We start from the raw sequence: 18,797 nt of genomic DNA on the forward strand, positions 1-18,797 counted from the left end.
GGCGGTCCGGCGGGTGTGCCGGGCCGCCGCGCCGTCGCGTGGCTACGCCCAGACCTTGACCTGGTTGACGTTGTCGTTGAAGTCCGGACCCATGTACATCACCGAGTTGGCCCACTGCGCCGTCTTCCCGGCGCGGTTGCGGACCCGGAAGTTGCGGCAGTTCTGCCCGTAGAACACGCTGATCGACGACATGTTCGACTGCCACCACGACGGCGGCGTGAACGTGTAGCCGGCCGAGTCGCACGGCGCGCCGCCGTAGACCGGCAGGTCCGCGCCGGGCGGCTGGCCCTGGTTGAGGTTGATGTGTTCGAAGTACGTGACGATGATCACCGCCTCGGCCCTGGTCCGCCGGGCGGCCGCGCCGCACCGTTGCTCGACGGCGTGCCCGCCGTCGGCGGCCGGGACGAGCAGGCCCACGCAGTCGGCGCGGTCCGCCGGCGGCCGGGCGGCGGCCGGCGCGGCAGCGCCGAGCGCGGCGGCGAGTGCGGCACCGAGCAGGCCGGCACCGACGAGCCCCATCTTGCGCATGCGTTCCCCCTTGGCGCGGCGGGGTCCGCTGGCTGCGGAAGCCGACCCGCCGTCCACCCCAGACTGCCGCCGCGGGGCGGGCGCCGGCGGACCCTTCGGCGACCGCCGAAGTGGGCGCGATCACGGCCCGATCCGGGAATGCGCCGGCTACTCCGTGCGGTAGCCGGCGAGGACGGCGTTCAGCGCGTCCGCCTCGTCGGCGAGCTGGGTCGCCGAGCGCTGGGTGACCGCCGCGGACTCGGTCGTCCGGTCGGCGCTGCGGGCCACCGCGTCCAGCCCTCCGCTGATCCCGCCGGCCCCGTCGGAGACCTCGCGGACGCCGCGGCTCATCTCGGCCGTCGTCGCCGTCTGCTCCTCGACCGCGGACGCGATGGACGTCTGGATCTCGCTGATCCGGGCGATGATCCCGCTGATCTGCTCGATCGAGCCGACCGCGGCGCCGGTGTCCTGCTGGATCGCGCGGACCCGGGTGGTGATGTCCTCGGTCGCCCGGGCGGCCTGGGTGGAGAGCTGCTTGACCTCGTCGGCGACGACGGCGAAGCCGCGGCCGGCCTCGCCGGCCCGGACCGCCTCGATGGTGGCGTTCAGCGCGAGCAGGTTGATCTGGCCGGCGATGGCGGTGATGGCGTTGACGACGTCCTCGATCTCGGCCGAGCTGCGGTCGAGCCGGCGGACCGCCGCGTGCGAGGTGTCCACGGCGGCGACGGCGTCGGTGGCCACCCCGGCGGCGGTGGCGGCGCCGGTGGAGATCTCGTTGATCGCCGCGGTCATCTGGGCGGTGCCGTCGGTGACGGTGGTGACGTTGCGGTTGACCAGCTCCGCCGCGGCGTGCACCTCGGCGGCCCGGCTGGACGTCTCGTCGACCGCGTTCCGCAGGTCCCCGGCCACGGTGGACAGCTCCACCGACGTGTCGGTCAGGCCGCCGGCGCTGCGGTGCAGCGTGCGCAGCAGATCGCGGATGCGGTTGATCGCGGACCCGACGGCGTCGGCCATGTCGCCGACCTCGTCCTTGGTGGTCCGGGCCACCCGGACGGTCAGGTCGCCGTCGGCCAGGCCGCGCAGCGCCGCGACCATCCGGCGCAGCGGGCCGGTCGAGGACCGGTAGAAGCCGACCAGCAGGTACAGCACGGCCAGCAGGCCGAGCACGCCGGCGCCGATCACGACGGTGGCGTTGGTGGTGAACCCGTCGATCCGGGCGGCGATCAGCTCGTCCTCCAGCGGGGCGAGGGCGTCGGCCAGCCCGGCCACCGCGCCGCGCACCCGGTCGGCGGTCTCGGCCCGGGCGGCGCGCAGGTTGCCGGTCCGGGCGGCGGTGGTGATCTCGTCCAGCGCGGCGGTGACGGCCGCCATCGTCTCGGCCACCCGCGGCGCCATCCCGCGGAACGCGTCGCTGCCCGTGTTCGCCATGCCGGTGGCCATCCCGGTGGCGACGGCGTCCCGGGTGCTGCGGATCGCCCCGCTGGCCACCGCCAGGTCGAACCGGGTCGCGGCCACCGCGGCGGGCGGGCCGGCGGCGTTCACCAGGGCGGCGTCGATAGCCCGGCCGCTGGTGTCCAGCAGCAGCGGCAGCCGGAACATCAGCGCGTCCATGATGTAGTACGTGTCCAGGTCCGGGTCGAGCGTGAGGTTCGACTTGTCGGCGACCCGGACGACCAGCGTCACGAGCGCGTCGAGGGCGGTGCCGTAGGCGGTCAGCGCCGGGGCGCCGGGCGCGGCGCCGGCCGCCGCGCTCAGCGCCCGCCGGGCGTCGTTCCAGGCGGCGTGGGTGTCCAGGGCGTCGCCGTACCGGGCGTCGACGGCATCCACCGCGGTCGCCGCGCTGGCCACGTCGGCGGCCGCCGGGTCGCCGCCGGTCACGGCCCGGTGCCGGGCGTCGGCCGCGCGGGCGGCCAGGTCCTGGAGCGGGCGCAGGTACGCGATGCCGTCCCGCTCGGCCGCGCTGAACGCCACCTGGCCGCGCTGGATCGCCACGTACCCCCAGCTCACGAACGCGAGCGGGAGCAGCAGCACGGCGGCCACCACCATCGTCTTCTGCGCGTACCGCAGCCGTCCGAGCAGCGCCGCGGCGGGCGCGAACAGGAACCCCATCCGGCCGTCCCCTTCCCCCGACCGCCATTCTGGGGTCGCGGGGGGCCGCGCCGGACCGTTCTGCCGGAACCCGTGCCCCGGTACGCCGAATCGGCCGCCCTCGTTGCCCAGCGCGCACGTCCGCGCACGCGGCCCCCGGTCACTCCCGGGGCGCGTGTCCGATTCGGGACCGGCGGGGCGCGGCGCGACCGAGCGACCCCACCACCGCCGGGCGGGGTCGGCGGCGCAAGGTCGGCGGTGCGGGGTCAGGGCGGCGCGGGGTCGGACGGCGCGGATTCGGCGACATGGGGTCAGGCGGCGCGGGGGCGGGCGGCCGCGGGCAGCCGGTCCGGGTCGGCCAGCCAGGTGAGGAACGCCGCGCCGGGCATCGGCCGGGCGATCCAGTAGCCCTGGATCGCGTCGCACCCGTGCGCCCGCAGGTACGCGTACTCCTGCTCCCGCTCCACGCCCTCGGCCACCACGGTGAGCCCGAGCGCCCGGCCCAGCTCCAGCGACGCGTCGGTGACCGCCCGGGTGCCGGTGTTGGCCGGCAGGTCCCGGATGAACGTCTTGTCGATCTTCATTTCGTGGATCGGCAGCTCGGCGATGCGGCCCAGCGAGGAGTGGCCGGTGCCGAAGTCGTCGATGGACAGGCGGATGCCGTGGTCGGCGAGCGCCGCCAGCGTCGCCCGGCCGCGGGCGGGGTCGTCCATCATGCCGTTCTCGGTGATCTCCAGGGTGAGCGCGCCAGCGGGCAGGCCGTGCGTGCGCAGGGCGGCCAGCACGTCCTCGGCCAGTAGCGGGTCGGCCAGCACCCGGGGGGAGAGGTTGACCGCCACCGAGATCGGGTGCCCGGCCCGGTGCCAGCCCGCGCACGCGGCCAGCGCGGTGTCCAGGATCAGGTTGGTCAGCGGCCGGATGAGGCCGGCGCGCTCGGCCAGCGGGATGAACTCGTCCGGCGGGACCGTGCCCTCCGCGTGCTGCCAGCGGGCCAGCGCCTCGGCGCCGAGGACGGCGCCGGTGGCCGGGTCGACCTTGGGCTGGTACGCCACGGTGAGGGTCCGGTCGGCGATGGCCTCCCGCAGGTCGCCCATGAGGGCGAGCCGGCGGCGGGTGCCGTGGTCGTCCTCGGGGCGGTGCACCCGGGTGCCGGCGCGGGTCTGCTTCGCCGCGTACAGGGCGATGTCGGCGCGCTGGAGCAGCCGGTCGGCGTCGACCCCGTGCTCCGGGGCGAAGCAGACGCCGACGCTGGCCCGGGTGGTCAGGGTGAGGTCGCCGACGGACACCGGTTCCTCGATCGAGCGGCGCAGGTCGTCGGCGAGGGCGAGGATCTCGTCGGTGGACCAGGCCCGCGGGATCACCACGGCGAACTCGTCGCCGCCGAGCCGGGCGACCGTGCCGCGGGCGCCGACCCGGGCGGTCAGCCGGCGGGCGACCTCGCGCAGCAGGCCGTCGCCGACGTCGTGGCCGAGGGCGTTGTTGACCTCCTTGAACCGTTCCAGGTCCAGCAGCAGCACCCCGACCGTGCACGGGGTCGCGGTGATCGCGTCGGTCGCGTCCTGCAGGTGGGCGAGGAACTGGCGGCGGTTCGGCAGGTCGGTCAGGGCGTCGTGCAGGCCGATGTGCCGGAGCCGGTCGACCAGCCGGACGTTGGTCAGCGCCACCCCGGCGTGGGCGGCCAGCGCCTGCATGAGCCGCAGGTGCTCGGCGGTGAACGTGGGCAGGTCGGGCAGGCTGTCGGTGACGATGAGCACGCCGGTGGCGTCGTTGAGCGCCACCGGTACGGCCATCGCGTCGGCCGGCGCGGGGCCGGCGGCGGCGCGCTGGGGCGAGGCGGGCAGCAGCATGGTCGCGCCGGTGCGCGCGGGACCCCACCACGGGTCCGGCCCCGCGTCGGCGGCGGCAGTGCTGAACTCGCCGCGGCCGGACAGCCGGATCCGGACGGCGGGGGCGGCGGGCCCCGCGCCGGCCACCACGAGGGTGGCGGACTCGGCCCGGAGCAGGTCGCGGGCGCGGCTGAGGACGATCCGGGCGACGTCGTCGGGGTCGTGCGAGCCGCCGAGCGCGCGGGTGAAGGCGTACAGCTCCTCGACCTGGGCGTGGCCGCGGGTCTGCTGGGCGTACCGGCGGAAGGCCAGGTAGATGGCCACGGACAGCACGCCGAGCAGGAGCGCCGCCCGCACCTCCTCGCGGACCACCAGCGCGGTGACCAGGCCGAGGGTGGTGGTGACGGCGACCAGCGGGAGCTGGAACAGGTTCTTGATGTCGGCGGTGAGCAGCCGGTGCCACTCCGAGTTGTCGTCGTGCAGCGCGATGACGGCCGTGATCAGCACGATCGACACCAGGTCGGCGGCGAACGTCGCGGCGAAGGCGGCCGCCCACATCAGCGGGCTGTGCGGGTCCGCCGAGCCGGTGACCAGGTGGAAGACGGCGGCGGCCACCGTGATCTGGGTGGCGTACAGGGCGAGGTTGAAGCCCAGCTTGCTGCCCCGCTGCCGGCGGAACACCGTCAGCCCGAGCACCGCCCCGGCGACCCGGACCGCCAGCAGCGGCGCGGGGTCGAGCAGGACCAGCCCCAGCACCAGCGGGATCTCGCTCAGGCTCAGGGTGTGCGATCCCCGCCGGACCGGGAACGTCACGACGAACTTCTCGGCCAGCGCGAACAGCAGGCCGACGGCCACGAGCGCGGCCGGCGAGCGGACCGGGTCCGGCGGTCCGCCGGCGGCCAGCCAGGCCGCCTGGCCGGCCACGACGAGCGCGGCCAGGCCGACGGCCAACTGGATCACCCGGGCGCCGGGGGTGCGCCAGGCGGCGCCCCGGCGGCGGTCGGGGTTCGGGGCGGCAGCGGACACGCGACCCCTCCTCCCCGCTCGACGCCGTGCTACCCCTGCCCGGTCGGCAGCCGACCGCCGCGGTTGAGGAGCCCGGCGCCGCGATCGCCCGGCCGGGCGATCACCAGATGCGGCCTGTCCAGGAACGTCCCGACCAGGTCACGTTCGTCCAGGATCGTCCCGACCACAGCGCGCCCGTCCAGGAACGCCCGGTCCAGGTCACGGCGGCCCAGATCCCGCTCAGGAACGAGGTGCCCGCCCAGACGGAGCCGTTCCAGCTCCCGCCGGTCCAGGCGGTGCCGTTGCGGGACGCGACGGTCCACTTGGCCGGCACCCAGGGGTTGCCGAAGATGTCCCGCTCGCCGACCAGCTCCTGGGCGGTCTCGGGGTTGACCACGTGGGCCGTACCGCGGGACAGCTCCAGCGAGCCCATGCCGGTCGCGGCCGTGTGCCGCTGGGTGGCGGTGAGGGAGCCCACCGAGGTGTTGTTCAGGGTGGACAGCAGCGTGGCACCGCCGATGTCGAGCTGGCCGGCGCCGGCCGCGGTCGAGTCGCCGGAGACCCGGTCGGCGCTGTCCACCAGGACCTTCTTGATCTGGTCCGGGGTGAGGGTCGGCCGCTTCTCCAGCAGCAGCGCCACCGAGCCGGAGACCACCGCCGCCGCCTGCGACGTGCCGCTGCCGCGGAACAGCCGCTGGGTGCCGTTCTTGTCGGCGACCCGGGCGGCCGGGTTCTCGTTGTCGACCTTCGAGCCGGGGGCGCGCAGCGAGACCACCGAGCGGCCGGACGCCAGCAGGTCGGCGTGCCGGTTGGCGCTGCCCTTGGTGCTGAAGTCGGCCACGCTGTCGTCCAGCCGGCTCGTCGTGCCCTTGGAGTCGGCGGCGCCGACGGCGATGACGTACGGGTTGGCCGCCGGCATCCGGACCCGGGTCGCGGCGGCGCCGTCGTTGCCCACGGCGACCACGACCACGATGCCCTTGCGCCAGGCCGCCTCGACGGCGAACGACAGCGGGTCGAGCGAGGCGGCCTGGATGGAGTCGGTGCCGAAGGACAGGTTCAGCACGCGGATGTTCAGGCCGGTGTCGTTGCGGTGCTGGACGACCCAGTCGATCGCCGCGAGCACCTGGGACACGTCGGTCGCGCCGTCCTCGGCGGCGACCTTCAGGCTGACCAGGTGCGCGCCGGGGGCGATGCCGTCGAACCGCGGCGTGCTGCCGCTCGTGGCCGGGTCGTTGCCGGCGATGATGCCGGCCATGTGCGTGCCGTGGCCGTAGGTGTCGACGTTGCGCAGGCTCGGCGTCTGCGACTCGAAGGACAGGTCCGGGCCCTTGATCACCTTGCCGGCGCGGTCCAGGCCGCGGACCGGCGCGACGCCGGAGTCGATCAGCGCGACGCCGATGCCCTTGCCGGTGGGGGTGCTGGAGCCGGTCTCGTTGCGCCAGGAGCCCCAGCTCGAGTCGCCCCAACTGTCGTAGCCCCAGCCGTTGTCGTCGTCATCGTCGCCGAACAGCGACGAGCCGAGGCCGCTGCTGTAGCCGCCGCCCCCGCCACCACCGCTGTAGCCCCCGCCGCCGCCACCGCCGCTCCCGCCACCGCCGCCGCCGAACGCCTTCATCCGGACAGTGCCGTCGGCCGTCACGCCGGCGATGCCGGGCGCGCGGCGCAGCGCCGGCACGGCCGCCGCGGGGACCCGCGCGGTGAAGCCGGAGATCACGTCGAGGGAGCTGCCGACCGTACCGCCGGCGCGCGCGACCAGCGCCCGGGCCGCGGCGGCGTCGCCGGGCCCCGCGGTGCGGACGATGACGTCCAGGTCGGGAGTCGCGGCGGCCGCGGCGGGGGTCGCGCCGGCGAGTGCGCCGACGGTCAGGGTCAGCGCGGCCGCGCCGGCCGTGATCCGTGCGAACCGGCTCGAGGAACGTCCGTGTGTACGCATCGCTTCTCCTCCACGCGCGCCGGCAAGGGGGCTTCCTGCCCCGACGCGGAAGCAGAGATCGGTCCGGCCCGGGACCTCCTTAGGAACCGCCCGGGAAATCCATACCGGCCCGGCGGGTCCGGCCGGACGGCGTACGGCCCATCGGCATATCGGCGCAAATCACCACGAACGGGCATCGATTCAGGTTACGGTCCGGACAGGGACCCCCGGCCGGCGGGCGGCCTGCCCCCACCCCGAGGAGGAACCGTGCGACGTGCGATCGCGCTCGGCGCCACCGCGCTGCTGCTCACCGGCACCGCGGCGTGCGGCGACAAGGACCGGGCCGGCGACGGCCGCAAGGCGCGGGTGGGCGTGATCCTGCCCGACAGCGCCACCTCCGCCCGCTGGGAGACCGCCGACCGGGTCTTCCTCAAGCAGGCGTTCGACGCCGCGGGGGTGGAGTCGGACATCCAGAACGCGCAGGGCAACAAGACCCAGTTCCAGACGATCGCCGACCAGATGGTCACCAACGGCGCGAACGTCCTGATGATCGTCAACCTGGACTCCGGCACCGGCAAGGCCGTGCTGAGCAAGGCCAAGAACCAGGGCGTCGCCACGATCGACTACGACCGGCTCACCCTCGGCGGCGGCGCGTCGTACTACGTCAGCTTCGACAACGTGGCCGTCGGCAAGCTCCAGGGGCAGGGGCTGGTCGACTGCCTCACCGCCAAGAACGTGGCCAAGCCGGTCGTCGCGTACCTCAACGGCGCCCCGACGGACAACAACGCCAAGCTGTTCAAGGAGGGGTACGACTCGGTCCTCAAGCCGAGGTTCGACGCCGGCCAGTACGCCAAGGGCCCGGACCAGGACGTACCCGACTGGAACAACACCACCGGCGGGACGATCTTCGAACAGATGCTCACCTCCACCCGCAACCGGATCGACGGGGTGCTGGCCGCCAACGACGGCCTGGGCAACGCGGCCATCGCCGTGCTGAAGAAGAACAAGCTCAACGGGCGGGTCCCGGTCACCGGCCAGGACGCCACCGTGCAGGGCCTGCAGAACGTCCTCGCCGGCGACCAGTGCATGACCGTCTACAAGGCGATCAAGAAGGAGGCACAGGCCGCCGCCGACCTGGCCGTCAAGCTGGCCAAGGGGGAGAAGGGCGACACCACCGCCACGGTCAAGGACACCGAGAGCGGCCAGGACGTCCCCGCCGTGCTGCTCGAACCGCAGTCGATCACCAAGGCCAACGTGAAGGCCGTGGTCGACGACGGGTTCGTCACCAAGGCCCAGCTCTGCACCGCCGCGTACGCGGCCCTGTGCACGCAGGCCGGGATCAGCTAGCCCGATGAGCGGCGAGCCGCTGCTGCGCCTGCGCGGGATCGACAAGGCGTTCGGTCCCGTACAGGTGCTGCGCGGCGTCGACCTGGACGCCCCGGCCGGCGAGGTCACCGCGCTGGTCGGGGACAACGGCGCCGGCAAGTCCACGCTCGTCAAGTGCGTCGCCGGGATCCACCCGATCGACGCCGGCGAGATCGTCTTCGACGGCCGGGCGGTGTCGGTCGCCAGCCCGCGGGACGCCGCCGCGCTCGGCATCGAGGTCGTGTACCAGGACCTCGCCCTCTGCGACAACCTGGACATCGTCCAGAACATGTTCCTCGGCCGGGAGCGCCGCCGCGGCCTCGTGCTCGACGAGGCGGCGATGGAGCGGCTCGCGGGGGAGACCCTGGCCGGGCTGTCCGTGCGGACCGTGACCTCGCTGCGGCAGCTCGTCGCCAGCCTGTCCGGCGGCCAGCGGCAGACCGTCGCGATCGCCAAGGCCGTGCTGTGGAACAGCCGGGTGGTCATCCTCGACGAGCCGACCGCCGCCCTCGGCGTCGCCCAGACCGAGCAGGTGCTGGACCTGGTCCGCCGGCTCGCCGACGGCGGCCTCGCCGTCATCCTCATCACGCACAACATGAACGACGTCTTCCGCGTCTGCGACCGGATCGCCGCCCTCTACCTCGGCCGGATGGCGGCGCAGGTCCGGACCGCCGACGTCAGCCACGGCCGGGTGGTCGAGCTGATCACCGCCGGGCGCAGCGGCGACCTCGGCCTGCCCGCGGAGATCACCACGGCGGCCGTCGACCTGACCGCACCGGAGGCCCCCGGATGACCGCCCCCACCCCGGCCCCCGCGCCGACCGTCGCGGGCCACCTGCGCGGGTACCTCGGCCGGGTCCGCGGCGGCGACATCGGCGCGCTACCGGCGCTGTTCGGCCTGGTCGTGCTGTGCGCGGTCTTCGCCGTCGTCCGGCCCGCCTTCCTCACCGCCGGCAACTTCGCCAACCTGTTCGCCCAGGGCGCCGCCGTCACGCTGATCGCGATGGGGCTGGTCTTCGTCCTGCTGCTCGGCGAGATCGACCTGTCCGCCGGCTTCGCCAGCGGGGTGTGCGCGGCGGTGCTCGCGGTGGGCCTGGTCGAGCACGACCTGCCCTGGTCGGTGGCGCTGCTGGCCGCGCTCGGCACCGGCATGCTCATCGGCCTGCTGCTCGGCTTCCTCGTCGCCCGGGTGGGCATCCCGTCGTTCGTGGTGACGCTCGCGGCGTTCCTCGCCTTCCAGGGCGTCGTGCTGCTGCTGATCGAGGGCGGCCGCAACATCTCCATCACCGACCCGGTGGTGCTGGCCATCGCGAACAAGAACCTGCCGCCCGGCTGGAGCGTCACCCTGGCGGTCGCCGCGGTCGCGGTGTTCGCGCTGGTCCAGGTACTGCGGCTGCGCACCCGGACCCGGCTCGGCCTGACCCGCGACCCGTGGGGGATCGTCGCGCTGCGCGTCGGCGGTCTGGCCGTCCTGCTCGGCGTCGCCGTCGCGATGCTGAACCTGGAGCGCAGCCGCAGCCCCGCGGTCTCGCTGCGCGGCGTACCGCTGGTCGTGCCGCTGATCGCCGCGCTGCTCGTGGTCGGCACGTTCGTCCTGCACCGGACCGCGTACGGCCGGCACGTCTACGCCGTCGGCGGCAACCGCGAGGCGGCCCGCCGGGCCGGCATCCGGGTCGACCGGATCCGCATCTCGGTGTTCGTGATCAGCTCGGCCATGGCCGCCGTCGGCGGCATCGTGGCGGCCAGCCGCGGCAACTCGGTCGACGCGAACACCGGCGGCAGCAACGTGCTGCTGTACGCGGTCGGGGCGGCGGTCATCGGGGGGACCAGCCTGTTCGGCGGCAAGGGGCGGATGCTCGACGCCGTGCTGGGCGGGGCAGTGATCGCGGTGATCGACAACGGGATGGGCCTGCTCGGGTACAGCGCCGGCACCAAGTTCGTCTTCACCGGCCTGGTCCTGCTGCTGGCGGCAGGCGTGGACGCGCTGTCCCGCCGCCGCGCCGCCGCCACCGGCCTGCGCTGACGCCGGGCCGCCGGCCGCACCGACCGCGGGCCGCCCCGCCGGTGGCGGCCGCGCCGGGCCGCCGGCGGGCGGGCGGTTTGGGGCGGGCGTCCGGTGGTGAAGGACGGCGCATGATCCCGCCCGGAGCCCGCCCATGAACGCCGCCGCCCGCGCCGGCCACGCCGTCCGCCGGGTCGCCCGGCACCCCGCGATCACCCGGACCGCCCGCGCCGGCCTGGTCGGCTTCGGCCTCGTCCACCTGCTCATCGCCTGGCTGGCCGTGCTCATCGCCCTCGGCCGCCCGGCGCCCGAGGGCGACCAGAGCGGCGCCCTGCACCAGCTCGCCGCGCAGCCCGCCGGGGTGTGGCTGGTCGGCGCCGTCGCGCTCGGCCTGGCCGCGCTCGTCGTCTGGCAGGCGACCACGGCACTCGCCGGCCCGTACCGCGCCCGGGCCGGCGAGTGGGGCCGCCGGGCGATCGCCGCCGGCCGGGCGGTCGTGTACGGCGCCGCCGCCGGCACCGCGCTGGGCGTCCTGCGGCACGCCCGGCCGTCCAGCGCCGCCCAGCAGCAGACCGCCACCGCCCGGCTGATGGAGGCCCCCGGCGGGCGGGTGTTCGTGGGCGCGGCCGGCGTGGTCGTCGCGGCGATCGGGCTGGGGATGCTCGGGTACGGCGTGCTGCGCCGGTACGAACGCAAGCTCGACACCGGCCGGATGCCCCGGCCGGTGCGCCGGCTGACGGCGGTGGCGGGCGTCGCGGGGTACGGCGCGAAGGGAGTGGCGTACGGCGTCGCCGGGGTGCTCGTCCTGCTCGCGGCCGTCCACTTCGACCCGGGGCGCTCGCGCGGGCTGGACGCCGCGCTGCGCACGCTCGCCGCCCAGCCCGCGGGGGCGTGGCTGCTGGGCGCGGTAGCCCTGGGCTTCGCCTGCTACGCCACCGTCTGCGTCATCCAGTCCCGCTACCGCACCGACCTCTGACGCCACCCCCTCTGACGCCATCCCGTCGCCGCGCGACCGGTGGGTGATCATGGGGTGGGCACCCTATCCGGCGCCGATCCGGTGCGTGGGGCCGTGTCGGGCGCGGCAGCCGGGCGGGTGAGGCGGTGACCCCGGACGGCGCGGGGCAGTGTCCGGAAGGGGCACTGCGGCGTTGGGGTGGGAGGGGTTACGGGGTGGTGACGGCGTCGGCGGCCTCGTCGACGGTGTACTCCCCGTCCGGGAGCGCGTCCAGGCGCAGCAGGGCCTCCGCCGGCATGTCGTCGGCGGCGGCGTGCTGGAAGATCGCGACGCCGCTCAACCGCTCGCGGCCGGCGTAGATGCGGTCGAGCAGCTCGGTGATCTGCTCCCTGGTCGTGTCGAGCATGCTGTTCCGGTACCCGCGCCGGCGGCGCCGAAACCGCGCGACCCGCGGCGCGGGCGACCGGCGGCGGGGTTTCGGGCGAGTGGAATCCCGGCAATGTCGAGTGGAATCCCGGCAATGAGGTGTGCGCCGCCGGCGGTCGGGGGTAAGTCTGACACTCGACCGAGAACACGCACCCCCCTCGTGGCGTCGGTCGCCGCAGGGTCACCGGAGTGGAGGTCCGATGTCGTTCGCCGTTACTGTCCTCCCCCCGTTCGGGGGGCACCGCTGGCTGTGCGTGGAGGGCGCGGTCGACGCGGCCACGGTCGGGGACGTGCACGACCTCGCCCGCCTGGCCGTCGCGTCGCCCGGCACCCGCAAGCTCACGCTCGACCTGACCGCCGCGCACGTCTCGGCGGAGCTGGCCGGCACCCTGGTCGGCGACATCGCCGGCCCGGCCCGGGCCAGGGGCGTCGAGGTGGCCACCTTCGGCCACGCGACCGCCCCGATGCCGGCCCCGGCGGTGGTCCCGGTGGCGGTCCCGCCGGTCGCCTTGGCCCTGGCCACGGGCTGACCCGCCGCGGGCCCGCGGCGGCGTCCGCGCGCCGGCACCGTCCGGTTCGGAGTACCCCGAACGGTCACCGACGGTTAGCCGCGGCCGCCGGCGGGGTAACGGCAGGCGCATGCCGTCGACATCGAAGGAGCCCACGATGGTGCAGCCGCAGTACCGGACCGACCCCGCCGCGACCCGGCCCGAGTCGGCCACCGCCGGCCAGGTCGTCGTGGCCTCGTACCCGTCGTACGCCGACGCCGAGCGCGCCGTCGACCACCTCTCGGACAGCGGCTTCCCGGTCCAGCAGGTCGCGATCGTCGGCCGCGGCCTCAGCACCGTCGAACAGGTCACCGGCCGCCTGACGACGTGGGGCGCGGCGGGCGGCGGCGCCCTGTCGGGCGCGGTCATCGGCGCGCTGTTCGGCTGGCTGTTCGGCGTCTTCGCCTGGATCGAGCCGATCATCTCCGGCCTGCTGCTGGCCCTGTACGGCGCCCTGTTCGGGGCCGTGGTGGGCGGCCTGTTCGGCCTGGCCGGCCACGCGCTCACCGGCGGCCGCCGCGACTTCAGCTCGATCTCGGGCATGCGTGCCGACAGCTACGACCTGCTGGTGGACGCCCCCGCGGCCCTGGAGGCCAGCCGCCTCCTGGACGCCGCCACCCACCCCTGACCCGACCCGACCACACCGAACCCCCGAACCGGGCCACCCGCCCGACCCCGGACCCCGACCACCCGCACCCCCGACCGCTCACGGCGGGGAGCGGAATCGCCCACGGCGGGGGAGCGGGAGTCGCCCACGGCAGGGGTCGCGAATCGGCCCACGGCGGGGGAGCGGGACCGCCCACGGCGAGAAGCGGGAGGGGGCGGGTGCCCCGGCAGGGGATCAAGCCTGACCGCCCCTGCCGGGGCACCCGCCCCCTCCCGCGCCCACCCACGACAGGAACGCCCCGCGGGCGGGCCAACGACCTGCGGCGAACCGATGACCCACGCCGAACCGATGACCCACGCCGGGCTCGGGGCCTCCACCAACGGGTCGGCGCCGGTCCCTCGCGCGGGTGCCCCGCCGGCGCCGGCCCGCGCCCGCACCCCCGCCGCCGTACGGTGATCGAGTCGGCCGACGCCGATGGCGCCGCCGCCCACCGGGGCCGCGCCCGACGGGCGGAGGCCGCGTGGACCACATCAACCGGTACCTCACCGAAGAGGTCGTCGAGAACTACGCCGACGGCCTGATCCCGCGCCGCGAGGCCCTGCGCCAGCTCGGCCTGCTCGGCATGACCGCCGCCATCGCCGCCCCGCTGCTCGCCGCCTGCGACACCGACCGCGCCGACACCCCGGCCCCGACCCCGTCCGGCGGTACCCCGGCGGGCCCGGCGCCGCTGCCGACGGAGTCGATCCGGTACCCCGGCGCCGCCGGCCGTACCGTGCTCGGGGCCTACGCGGCCGCGCCCTCGCCGCGCGGCGCGGTGCTCGTGGTGCACGAGAACCGCGGCCTGACCGACCATGTCCGCTCGGTGGCCGGGCGGCTGGCCGCCGCCGGGTACGCGGCGCTCGCGGTCGACCTGCTGTCGCCGGAGGGCGGGCGCGGGGCGTTCGCCGACGACGCCGCGGCCACGGCCGCGCTGAACGCCGCGCCGCCGGCCCGGTTCGTCGCCGACATGAGGTCCAGCCTGGACGAGCTGGCCCGGCGGCACGCCGCGACGCGGCTCGGCGCGGTCGGCTTCTGCTTCGGCGGCGGGATGGTGTGGTCGCTGCTGGCGGCGGGGGAGCCGCGGCTGCGCGCGGCGGCGCCGTTCTACGGGCCGCTGCCCGACGGCGCGGCGTTCGCCGGGTCGCGCAACGCCGCCGTCCTGGCGGTGTACGCCGAGCGGGACGCCCGGGTCAACGCGAGCCGGGCGGCCGCCGCGGCGGCGTTGCAGCGGGCGGGGCTGGTGCACGAGGTGCTGACGTTCCCCGGCGCGGACCACGCGTTCTTCAACGACACCGGCGCCCGGTACGACGCCGCGGCCGCCGCGACCGCGTGGACCCGGCTGACCGGCTGGTTCGACACCCACCTGGCCGCGGGCCCGTCCACCCCCGGCACCGCGGGCACCCCCGGCACGCCGGGAACCACGCCGACCGGCTGAGCGCGCGACCGGAGCCGACGGCCCGGCTGCCGGGGCCGGCCGGCCGCGCGCCCGCCGGCGGAAACGGTGGTGGGGCCGGAACGCGTCCACGTCGACGCGCTCCGACCCCACCGTCGGCGGCTCGGGGCGGCCGCCGTCACACTCCCGCGTTCTGCCGGATCCAGTTGCGGACCGTCGAGCTGACCACGGTGTTGTACCCGCCGAAGCCGGTGCCGTTCGTCGGCTTGTTCCCCATCGCGCAGACGCCGATCTGCTCCCCGGAGGAGTTGATCATCGGGCCGCCGGAGTCACCCCCGGACGTGTCGCCGGAGTTGCGGATGCAGGCGATGTCGCCGAACTGGGTGGAGCAGTTCAGCTCGGTGACGCTGCCGGTCGAGGTCTTCAGGTTCTCCGGCAGGCCGGTCCAGTCGGACCGCTCGTACCCCCAGCCGTACACCCGCTCCCGGGTGCCGACGCTGAGGCTGCCCTGCGCGGCGACCTTGATGTAGGTGGCCTCGACCGCGCGGGACAGGCGGAGCAGGGCGACGTCGTTGTTGCCGGGCGACTTGAGTACCCGGGCGACGTCCGCGGTCGTGCCCCCCGACGAGCGGGTCAGCGAGCCGATCCGGACGTTCAGCGACGCCGCGTCCACGCAGTGCTTCGCGGTGAGCACCCACTCCGCGGCGATCAGCGACGCGGTGCAGTTGAACTTGCTGCCGGCCCACAGGGCGGTGATCCACGGCAGCGAGCCGGTGGCCCGCTCGCCGCCGACGATGCGCGGACCCGCGGCGGGGCGCTCGCCGTCGGCGATCGGGTGGGTCGGGGTGGGGGCGGCGCTCGCGGGGACGGCGACGAGGCCGAGGGCCGCGACGACGGCGGCCGCCGCGGCGAGGGACGGGGAGGTACGCATGCCGATCACTCCTTGGGTGGAGGGGTGGGGACGCGGGCGGCGCCGGTACGGACGGCGCCACCCGCGAGCGTGGGGGGGGAAAGCGAGCATGGGGAAAGGACAGGTGGGGATGGCCCGACCGCGGCCGGCTCCGCCCCACCCGGAATGCGCTGATGACGTGCTGTGGAGAACGGGCCGGGAGGGCTCACCGCCTTCGCGTGCGTCGGTCGCGGGTCACCCCGGCTCCCCCGGGTGCGGAAGTTCGGGGAGCCGGGGCGCTGGCGCCGGGAGTGCCGCCCGGCGCGATCGGACGCTAGGCGCGCCCCGGGCCGCCCGCCAGGAGCCTTCAAGAAGGTCATCGATGTTCGCCGCAACTCGTGAACCGATTTCGACCGCGGTCGCCGGACGAATGTGAAACGTGACGGGAATGCGGACATCGATGCGGTGAACACCCGGGTTCCGGGTGTGATCGGGGTGGCGACCACCGCCAATAAACCGAAGGTTCGGACCCCGGCGGAATCCGCGGTTGTAGCGAGGTCCCGCTGCGGCCCGGACCTGGTTACGGTCGAGCCCGCCGCCGATGACGTGGGTGTTCCGGCGGTTGGGTGTGCTCCCGGCCGGCGTGTGCGGTAGGGAAGGTCCCGGATACTGGGTGGTCTCCGGGGTAACGCGTTGGCGCGGCCGTTTGCCGCCGGGGGCACACCACCCCGCTGTACGTACCGCGGGGTCAGCGGGTGGCCACCCCGTCGTACAGCTCCTCCAGCAGCCGGGTCTGCCGGTGCAGGTCGAAGTGCGCGCACGCGCGCTCGCGCGCCGCCGCGCCGTACCGCGCCCGCCGCTCGTCGTCGGCCAGCAGCACCCGGATGTGCCGGGCCAGCGTCGCCGGATCGCCCTCGGGGCCGAGCAGGCCGGTCCGGCCGTGCAGGACCGCCTCCGGGATGCCGGAGTGCCGGGTGGCGACCGTCGGCAGGCCGAGGCTCGCCGCCTCCAGGATCGTCGTCGGCAGGCCCTCGGAGTCGCCGTCGGCCGCGGTCCGGGACGGCGAGACGAACAGCCGCGACTCGCTCATCGCCCGGCGCACCTCGGCCGGCTCGCGGACGCCGCCGAACGTCGCGTCCACGCCGAGCGCGGCCGCCCGGGCGCGCAGCGCGCCCTCCAGCGGGCCGGCGCCGATCAGCAGCACCCGCGGCCGGCGCACCCCGCCGGCGCCGAGCGCGCCGACGGCGTCGACGAGGTCGGCCAGGCCCTTCTTCTCCACGAACCGGCCGACGAACAGCACGTCCCAGCGCGGCGGGGCCGGCGGCGGCAGCGGCGGGATCGGGACGCCGGTGTGGTGCACCCGCAGCCGGGCCGGGTCGGCGCCGAGGGCCAGCACCCGGTCCCGGATGTGCCCGGAGACGGCCAGCACGAGCGCCGCCCGCTCGAACACCGCGCGCAGGTGCCGCCGGTGCCGGAGCCCGCGCGCGCCGGGCAGGGCGGGCAGCCGGGTGACGTCGTACCCGTGCACCGTCACCACCAGCGGCACCCCGGCCCGGGCGGCGGCGTCGCTGATCAGCCAGCCGTCGCCGCCGAAGTGGGCGTGCACCAGCGCGTGCCCGGCCAGCAGCTTGCGCAGCCGGGGCGCCCGGCCGGTGGCCCGCAGCAGCGCGAACGCGGCCCGGTCGCGGCGGCCGCCGCCGTACGCGATCACGTCGGACGCTCGGGCGTTGAACGACGGCACCCGGCGGGCCCCGACGAACGTCGGGCGCCAGGCGGTGAGCGCGTCGCCCTGCTGGCGGACGAACGTCTCGGACGGCGGGAGCAGCGCGCAGCGCCAGATCACCACGGAGCGGTCGGGGCGGTGATCCGGCGGCGCGGTCGGGTCAGCGGCGGGCATCGTCCCGGGTCAGGGTACCGGCGCCGGCGCCGCGGGGCACCGGCCCGACGGCGAGCGGCCGCAGCGGGCGGGCGGGCGCGGCGGCGGGCCGCGACTGCGTCGGCGGCCGGTCAGGCGTCGGCGGCCGGTCAGGCGTCGGCGGCCGGGCGGGGGCCGGCGGGCGGTCGGCACGGCGGCGCAGGATCCGGTCCCGCAGGCTGCGCCGCAGCCCCTCGGGGATGAGCCAGATCTGGGCGAACGTCAGGTAGTCGATCGCGCCGGGGCGGCCGTGCCGGCGGGCCTCGCGCAGCAGCGTGCGCAGCACCCGCGGGTCGCGGGTCGGCGCGGCCATCGAGCTGACCACGCTCATCGTGATCGCCGCGTAAGCGCGCGGCGTGAACAGGTGCCGGCTGCGCCGCAGCCAGGCGAGCTGGTCGGCCCACGGCGCGGCGAGGCTCACCCGCGGCCGGTCCTCGTCGGTGTGCCAGACGACCAGCGCGTCGTCGGCGACGACCAGGGCGGCGCCCGGCTCGGCGGCGGCGCGCAGGGTCCAGTCCAGCTCCTGCTGCCGGCGCAGCCCGACGGTGAACGGGACCCGGCGCAGCAGCGCCGTCGGCGCGAGGATCGTCGAGGTCTGGATGAACCCCTCGCCGTGGAACAGGCCGCGCCGGACGGTCAGGTACTCGCTCAGCGCCTCGCCCGGCTCGGGCAGCCGCCGCGGCATGACCAGGTCGGCCCGCGGGGTCCGGTTGATGAGCCGGCTGGCCACGATCGGCAGCGGTACGCCGGCCGCCTCCGCGTGGTCGAGCTGGACGGCGAGCTTGCGCGGCAGCCACTCGTCGTCGTCGTCCAGCAGCGCCGTCCACGGCGCGCGGGCGGCGCGGACGCCGACGTTGCGGGCGTTCGGGGCGCCGCCCTGCCGGTCCAGCGGGACGAACCGCAGCCGCGGGTCGCCGAGCGCGGCGAGCGCCGCGGCGGTGGCCGGGTCGGGGCCGCCGTCGACGACGACGATCACCTCGATGTCGGCGACGGTCTGGGCCAGCGCACTGCGCGCGGCGCGGGTGACGAGGTCGGGGCGGCGGTGGGTGGGGATGACCACGCTGACGCGGGGCGGAACCGACATGGGTTGGAGACCCGTTCCGGGAAGTGGGGCACGGACAGGGGAGCGGTGTGGGCCGCTCGCGCCGGGGGGAGCCGCCGCCGAGCACTACGGGCGGGACGCTAGCCACGCGGCGCGGCGCCCCGGTGAATCCCGGGTGGTATTCGTTCGTACGGCGGGCGAGCAGCAGGCGCCCGGCGGCCCGCCGCCGGGCCCGCGCGGCACCGGCCCGGATCGCGTCGTCGCAGGTGGACATCGATG

At 75.9% G+C, this 18,797-nt stretch carries 15 protein-coding genes; 7 read left to right on the forward strand and 8 right to left on the reverse strand.

From position 1 onward, the window contains the following. Nucleotides 1-42: 42 nt before the first annotated feature. The 4 genes from IEY94_RS02745 to IEY94_RS02760 form a co-directional block, all read right to left on the reverse strand. A complete protein-coding gene (locus IEY94_RS02745; protein ID WP_189168390.1) occupies nt 43-528 on the reverse strand; it encodes a hypothetical protein in 486 nt (161 codons plus the stop codon). A gap of 147 nt (nt 529-675) precedes the next feature. Further along, nucleotides 676-2,616, reverse strand: coding sequence for a methyl-accepting chemotaxis protein (locus IEY94_RS02750; protein ID WP_189168391.1), 1,941 nt, complete (start codon nt 2,614-2,616; stop codon nt 676-678). Nucleotides 2,617-2,906: 290 nt separating this feature from the next. Next, nucleotides 2,907-5,447, reverse strand: coding sequence for a putative bifunctional diguanylate cyclase/phosphodiesterase (locus IEY94_RS02755; protein WP_229783255.1), 2,541 nt, complete (start codon nt 5,445-5,447; stop codon nt 2,907-2,909). A gap of 100 nt (nt 5,448-5,547) precedes the next feature. Continuing rightward, entirely contained in the window at nt 5,548-7,359 is a 1,812-nt protein-coding gene (locus tag IEY94_RS02760) for a S8 family serine peptidase (RefSeq protein WP_189168392.1), read from the reverse strand. A 246-nt stretch (nt 7,360-7,605) separates the two neighbouring features. Between IEY94_RS02760 and IEY94_RS02765 the strand changes: the two genes are divergently transcribed. The 4 genes from IEY94_RS02765 (at nt 7,606) to IEY94_RS02780 (ending at nt 11,680) form a co-directional block, all read left to right on the forward strand. Beyond that, nucleotides 7,606-8,685, forward strand: a complete 1,080-nt coding sequence (locus IEY94_RS02765; protein WP_189168393.1) for a sugar ABC transporter substrate-binding protein — start codon at nt 7,606-7,608, stop codon at nt 8,683-8,685. A gap of 4 nt (nt 8,686-8,689) precedes the next feature. Continuing rightward, nucleotides 8,690-9,496 (forward strand): ATP-binding cassette domain-containing protein, encoded by an 807-nt coding sequence (locus IEY94_RS02770; RefSeq protein WP_189168394.1) that lies wholly within the window; start codon nt 8,690-8,692, stop codon nt 9,494-9,496. Continuing rightward, complete coding sequence (locus tag IEY94_RS02775; protein ID WP_189168395.1) at nt 9,493-10,725, forward strand: sugar ABC transporter permease; 1,233 nt, start codon at nt 9,493-9,495, stop codon at nt 10,723-10,725. Before IEY94_RS02770 ends, IEY94_RS02775 begins: the two co-directional genes overlap by 4 nt. Nucleotides 10,726-10,858: 133 nt before the next feature. Further along, nucleotides 10,859-11,680, forward strand: coding sequence for a DUF1206 domain-containing protein (locus IEY94_RS02780; RefSeq protein WP_189168396.1), 822 nt, complete (start codon nt 10,859-10,861; stop codon nt 11,678-11,680). A 187-nt stretch (nt 11,681-11,867) separates the two neighbouring features. Here IEY94_RS02780 and IEY94_RS02785 read toward each other — a convergent pair whose 3' ends face one another. After that, nucleotides 11,868-12,065 (reverse strand): hypothetical protein, encoded by a 198-nt coding sequence (locus IEY94_RS02785; RefSeq protein ID WP_189168397.1) that lies wholly within the window; start codon nt 12,063-12,065, stop codon nt 11,868-11,870. Nucleotides 12,066-12,285: 220 nt separating this feature from the next. Between IEY94_RS02785 and IEY94_RS02790 the strand changes: the two genes are divergently transcribed. The 3 genes from IEY94_RS02790 (at nt 12,286) to IEY94_RS02800 (ending at nt 14,714) form a co-directional block, all read left to right on the forward strand. Next, nucleotides 12,286-12,615 (forward strand): hypothetical protein, encoded by a 330-nt coding sequence (locus IEY94_RS02790; RefSeq protein ID WP_189168398.1) that lies wholly within the window; start codon nt 12,286-12,288, stop codon nt 12,613-12,615. Nucleotides 12,616-12,751: 136 nt separating this feature from the next. Then, the gene (locus IEY94_RS02795; RefSeq protein ID WP_229783256.1) at nt 12,752-13,261 is read left to right on the forward strand and encodes a YflT domain-containing protein; all 510 of its coding nucleotides are present in this window, start codon (nt 12,752-12,754) and stop codon (nt 13,259-13,261) included. Nucleotides 13,262-13,760: 499 nt separating this feature from the next. Then, the gene (locus tag IEY94_RS02800; protein WP_189168399.1) at nt 13,761-14,714 is read left to right on the forward strand and encodes a dienelactone hydrolase family protein; all 954 of its coding nucleotides are present in this window, start codon (nt 13,761-13,763) and stop codon (nt 14,712-14,714) included. A 136-nt stretch (nt 14,715-14,850) separates the two neighbouring features. Here the strand turns inward: IEY94_RS02800 and IEY94_RS02805 are convergent, their stop codons facing one another. The 3 genes from IEY94_RS02805 to IEY94_RS02815 all read right to left on the reverse strand — a co-directional run bounded on the left by IEY94_RS02805 (nt 14,851) and on the right by IEY94_RS02815 (nt 18,560). Continuing rightward, nucleotides 14,851-15,603 (reverse strand): S1 family peptidase, encoded by a 753-nt coding sequence (locus IEY94_RS02805; protein WP_189168400.1) that lies wholly within the window; start codon nt 15,601-15,603, stop codon nt 14,851-14,853. A gap of 706 nt (nt 15,604-16,309) precedes the next feature. Then, complete coding sequence (locus tag IEY94_RS02810; RefSeq protein WP_189168401.1) at nt 16,310-17,458, reverse strand: glycosyltransferase; 1,149 nt, start codon at nt 17,456-17,458, stop codon at nt 16,310-16,312. Continuing rightward, entirely contained in the window at nt 17,445-18,560 is a 1,116-nt protein-coding gene (locus tag IEY94_RS02815) for a glycosyltransferase family 2 protein (protein ID WP_189168402.1), read from the reverse strand. Before IEY94_RS02815 ends, IEY94_RS02810 begins: the two co-directional genes overlap by 14 nt. Nucleotides 18,561-18,797: the final 237 nt, after the last annotated feature.

The sequence above is a fragment of the Pilimelia anulata genome (genome assembly GCF_014647895.1).
GTDB classification, from domain to species: Bacteria; Actinomycetota; Actinomycetes; order Mycobacteriales; family Micromonosporaceae; genus Pilimelia; species Pilimelia anulata.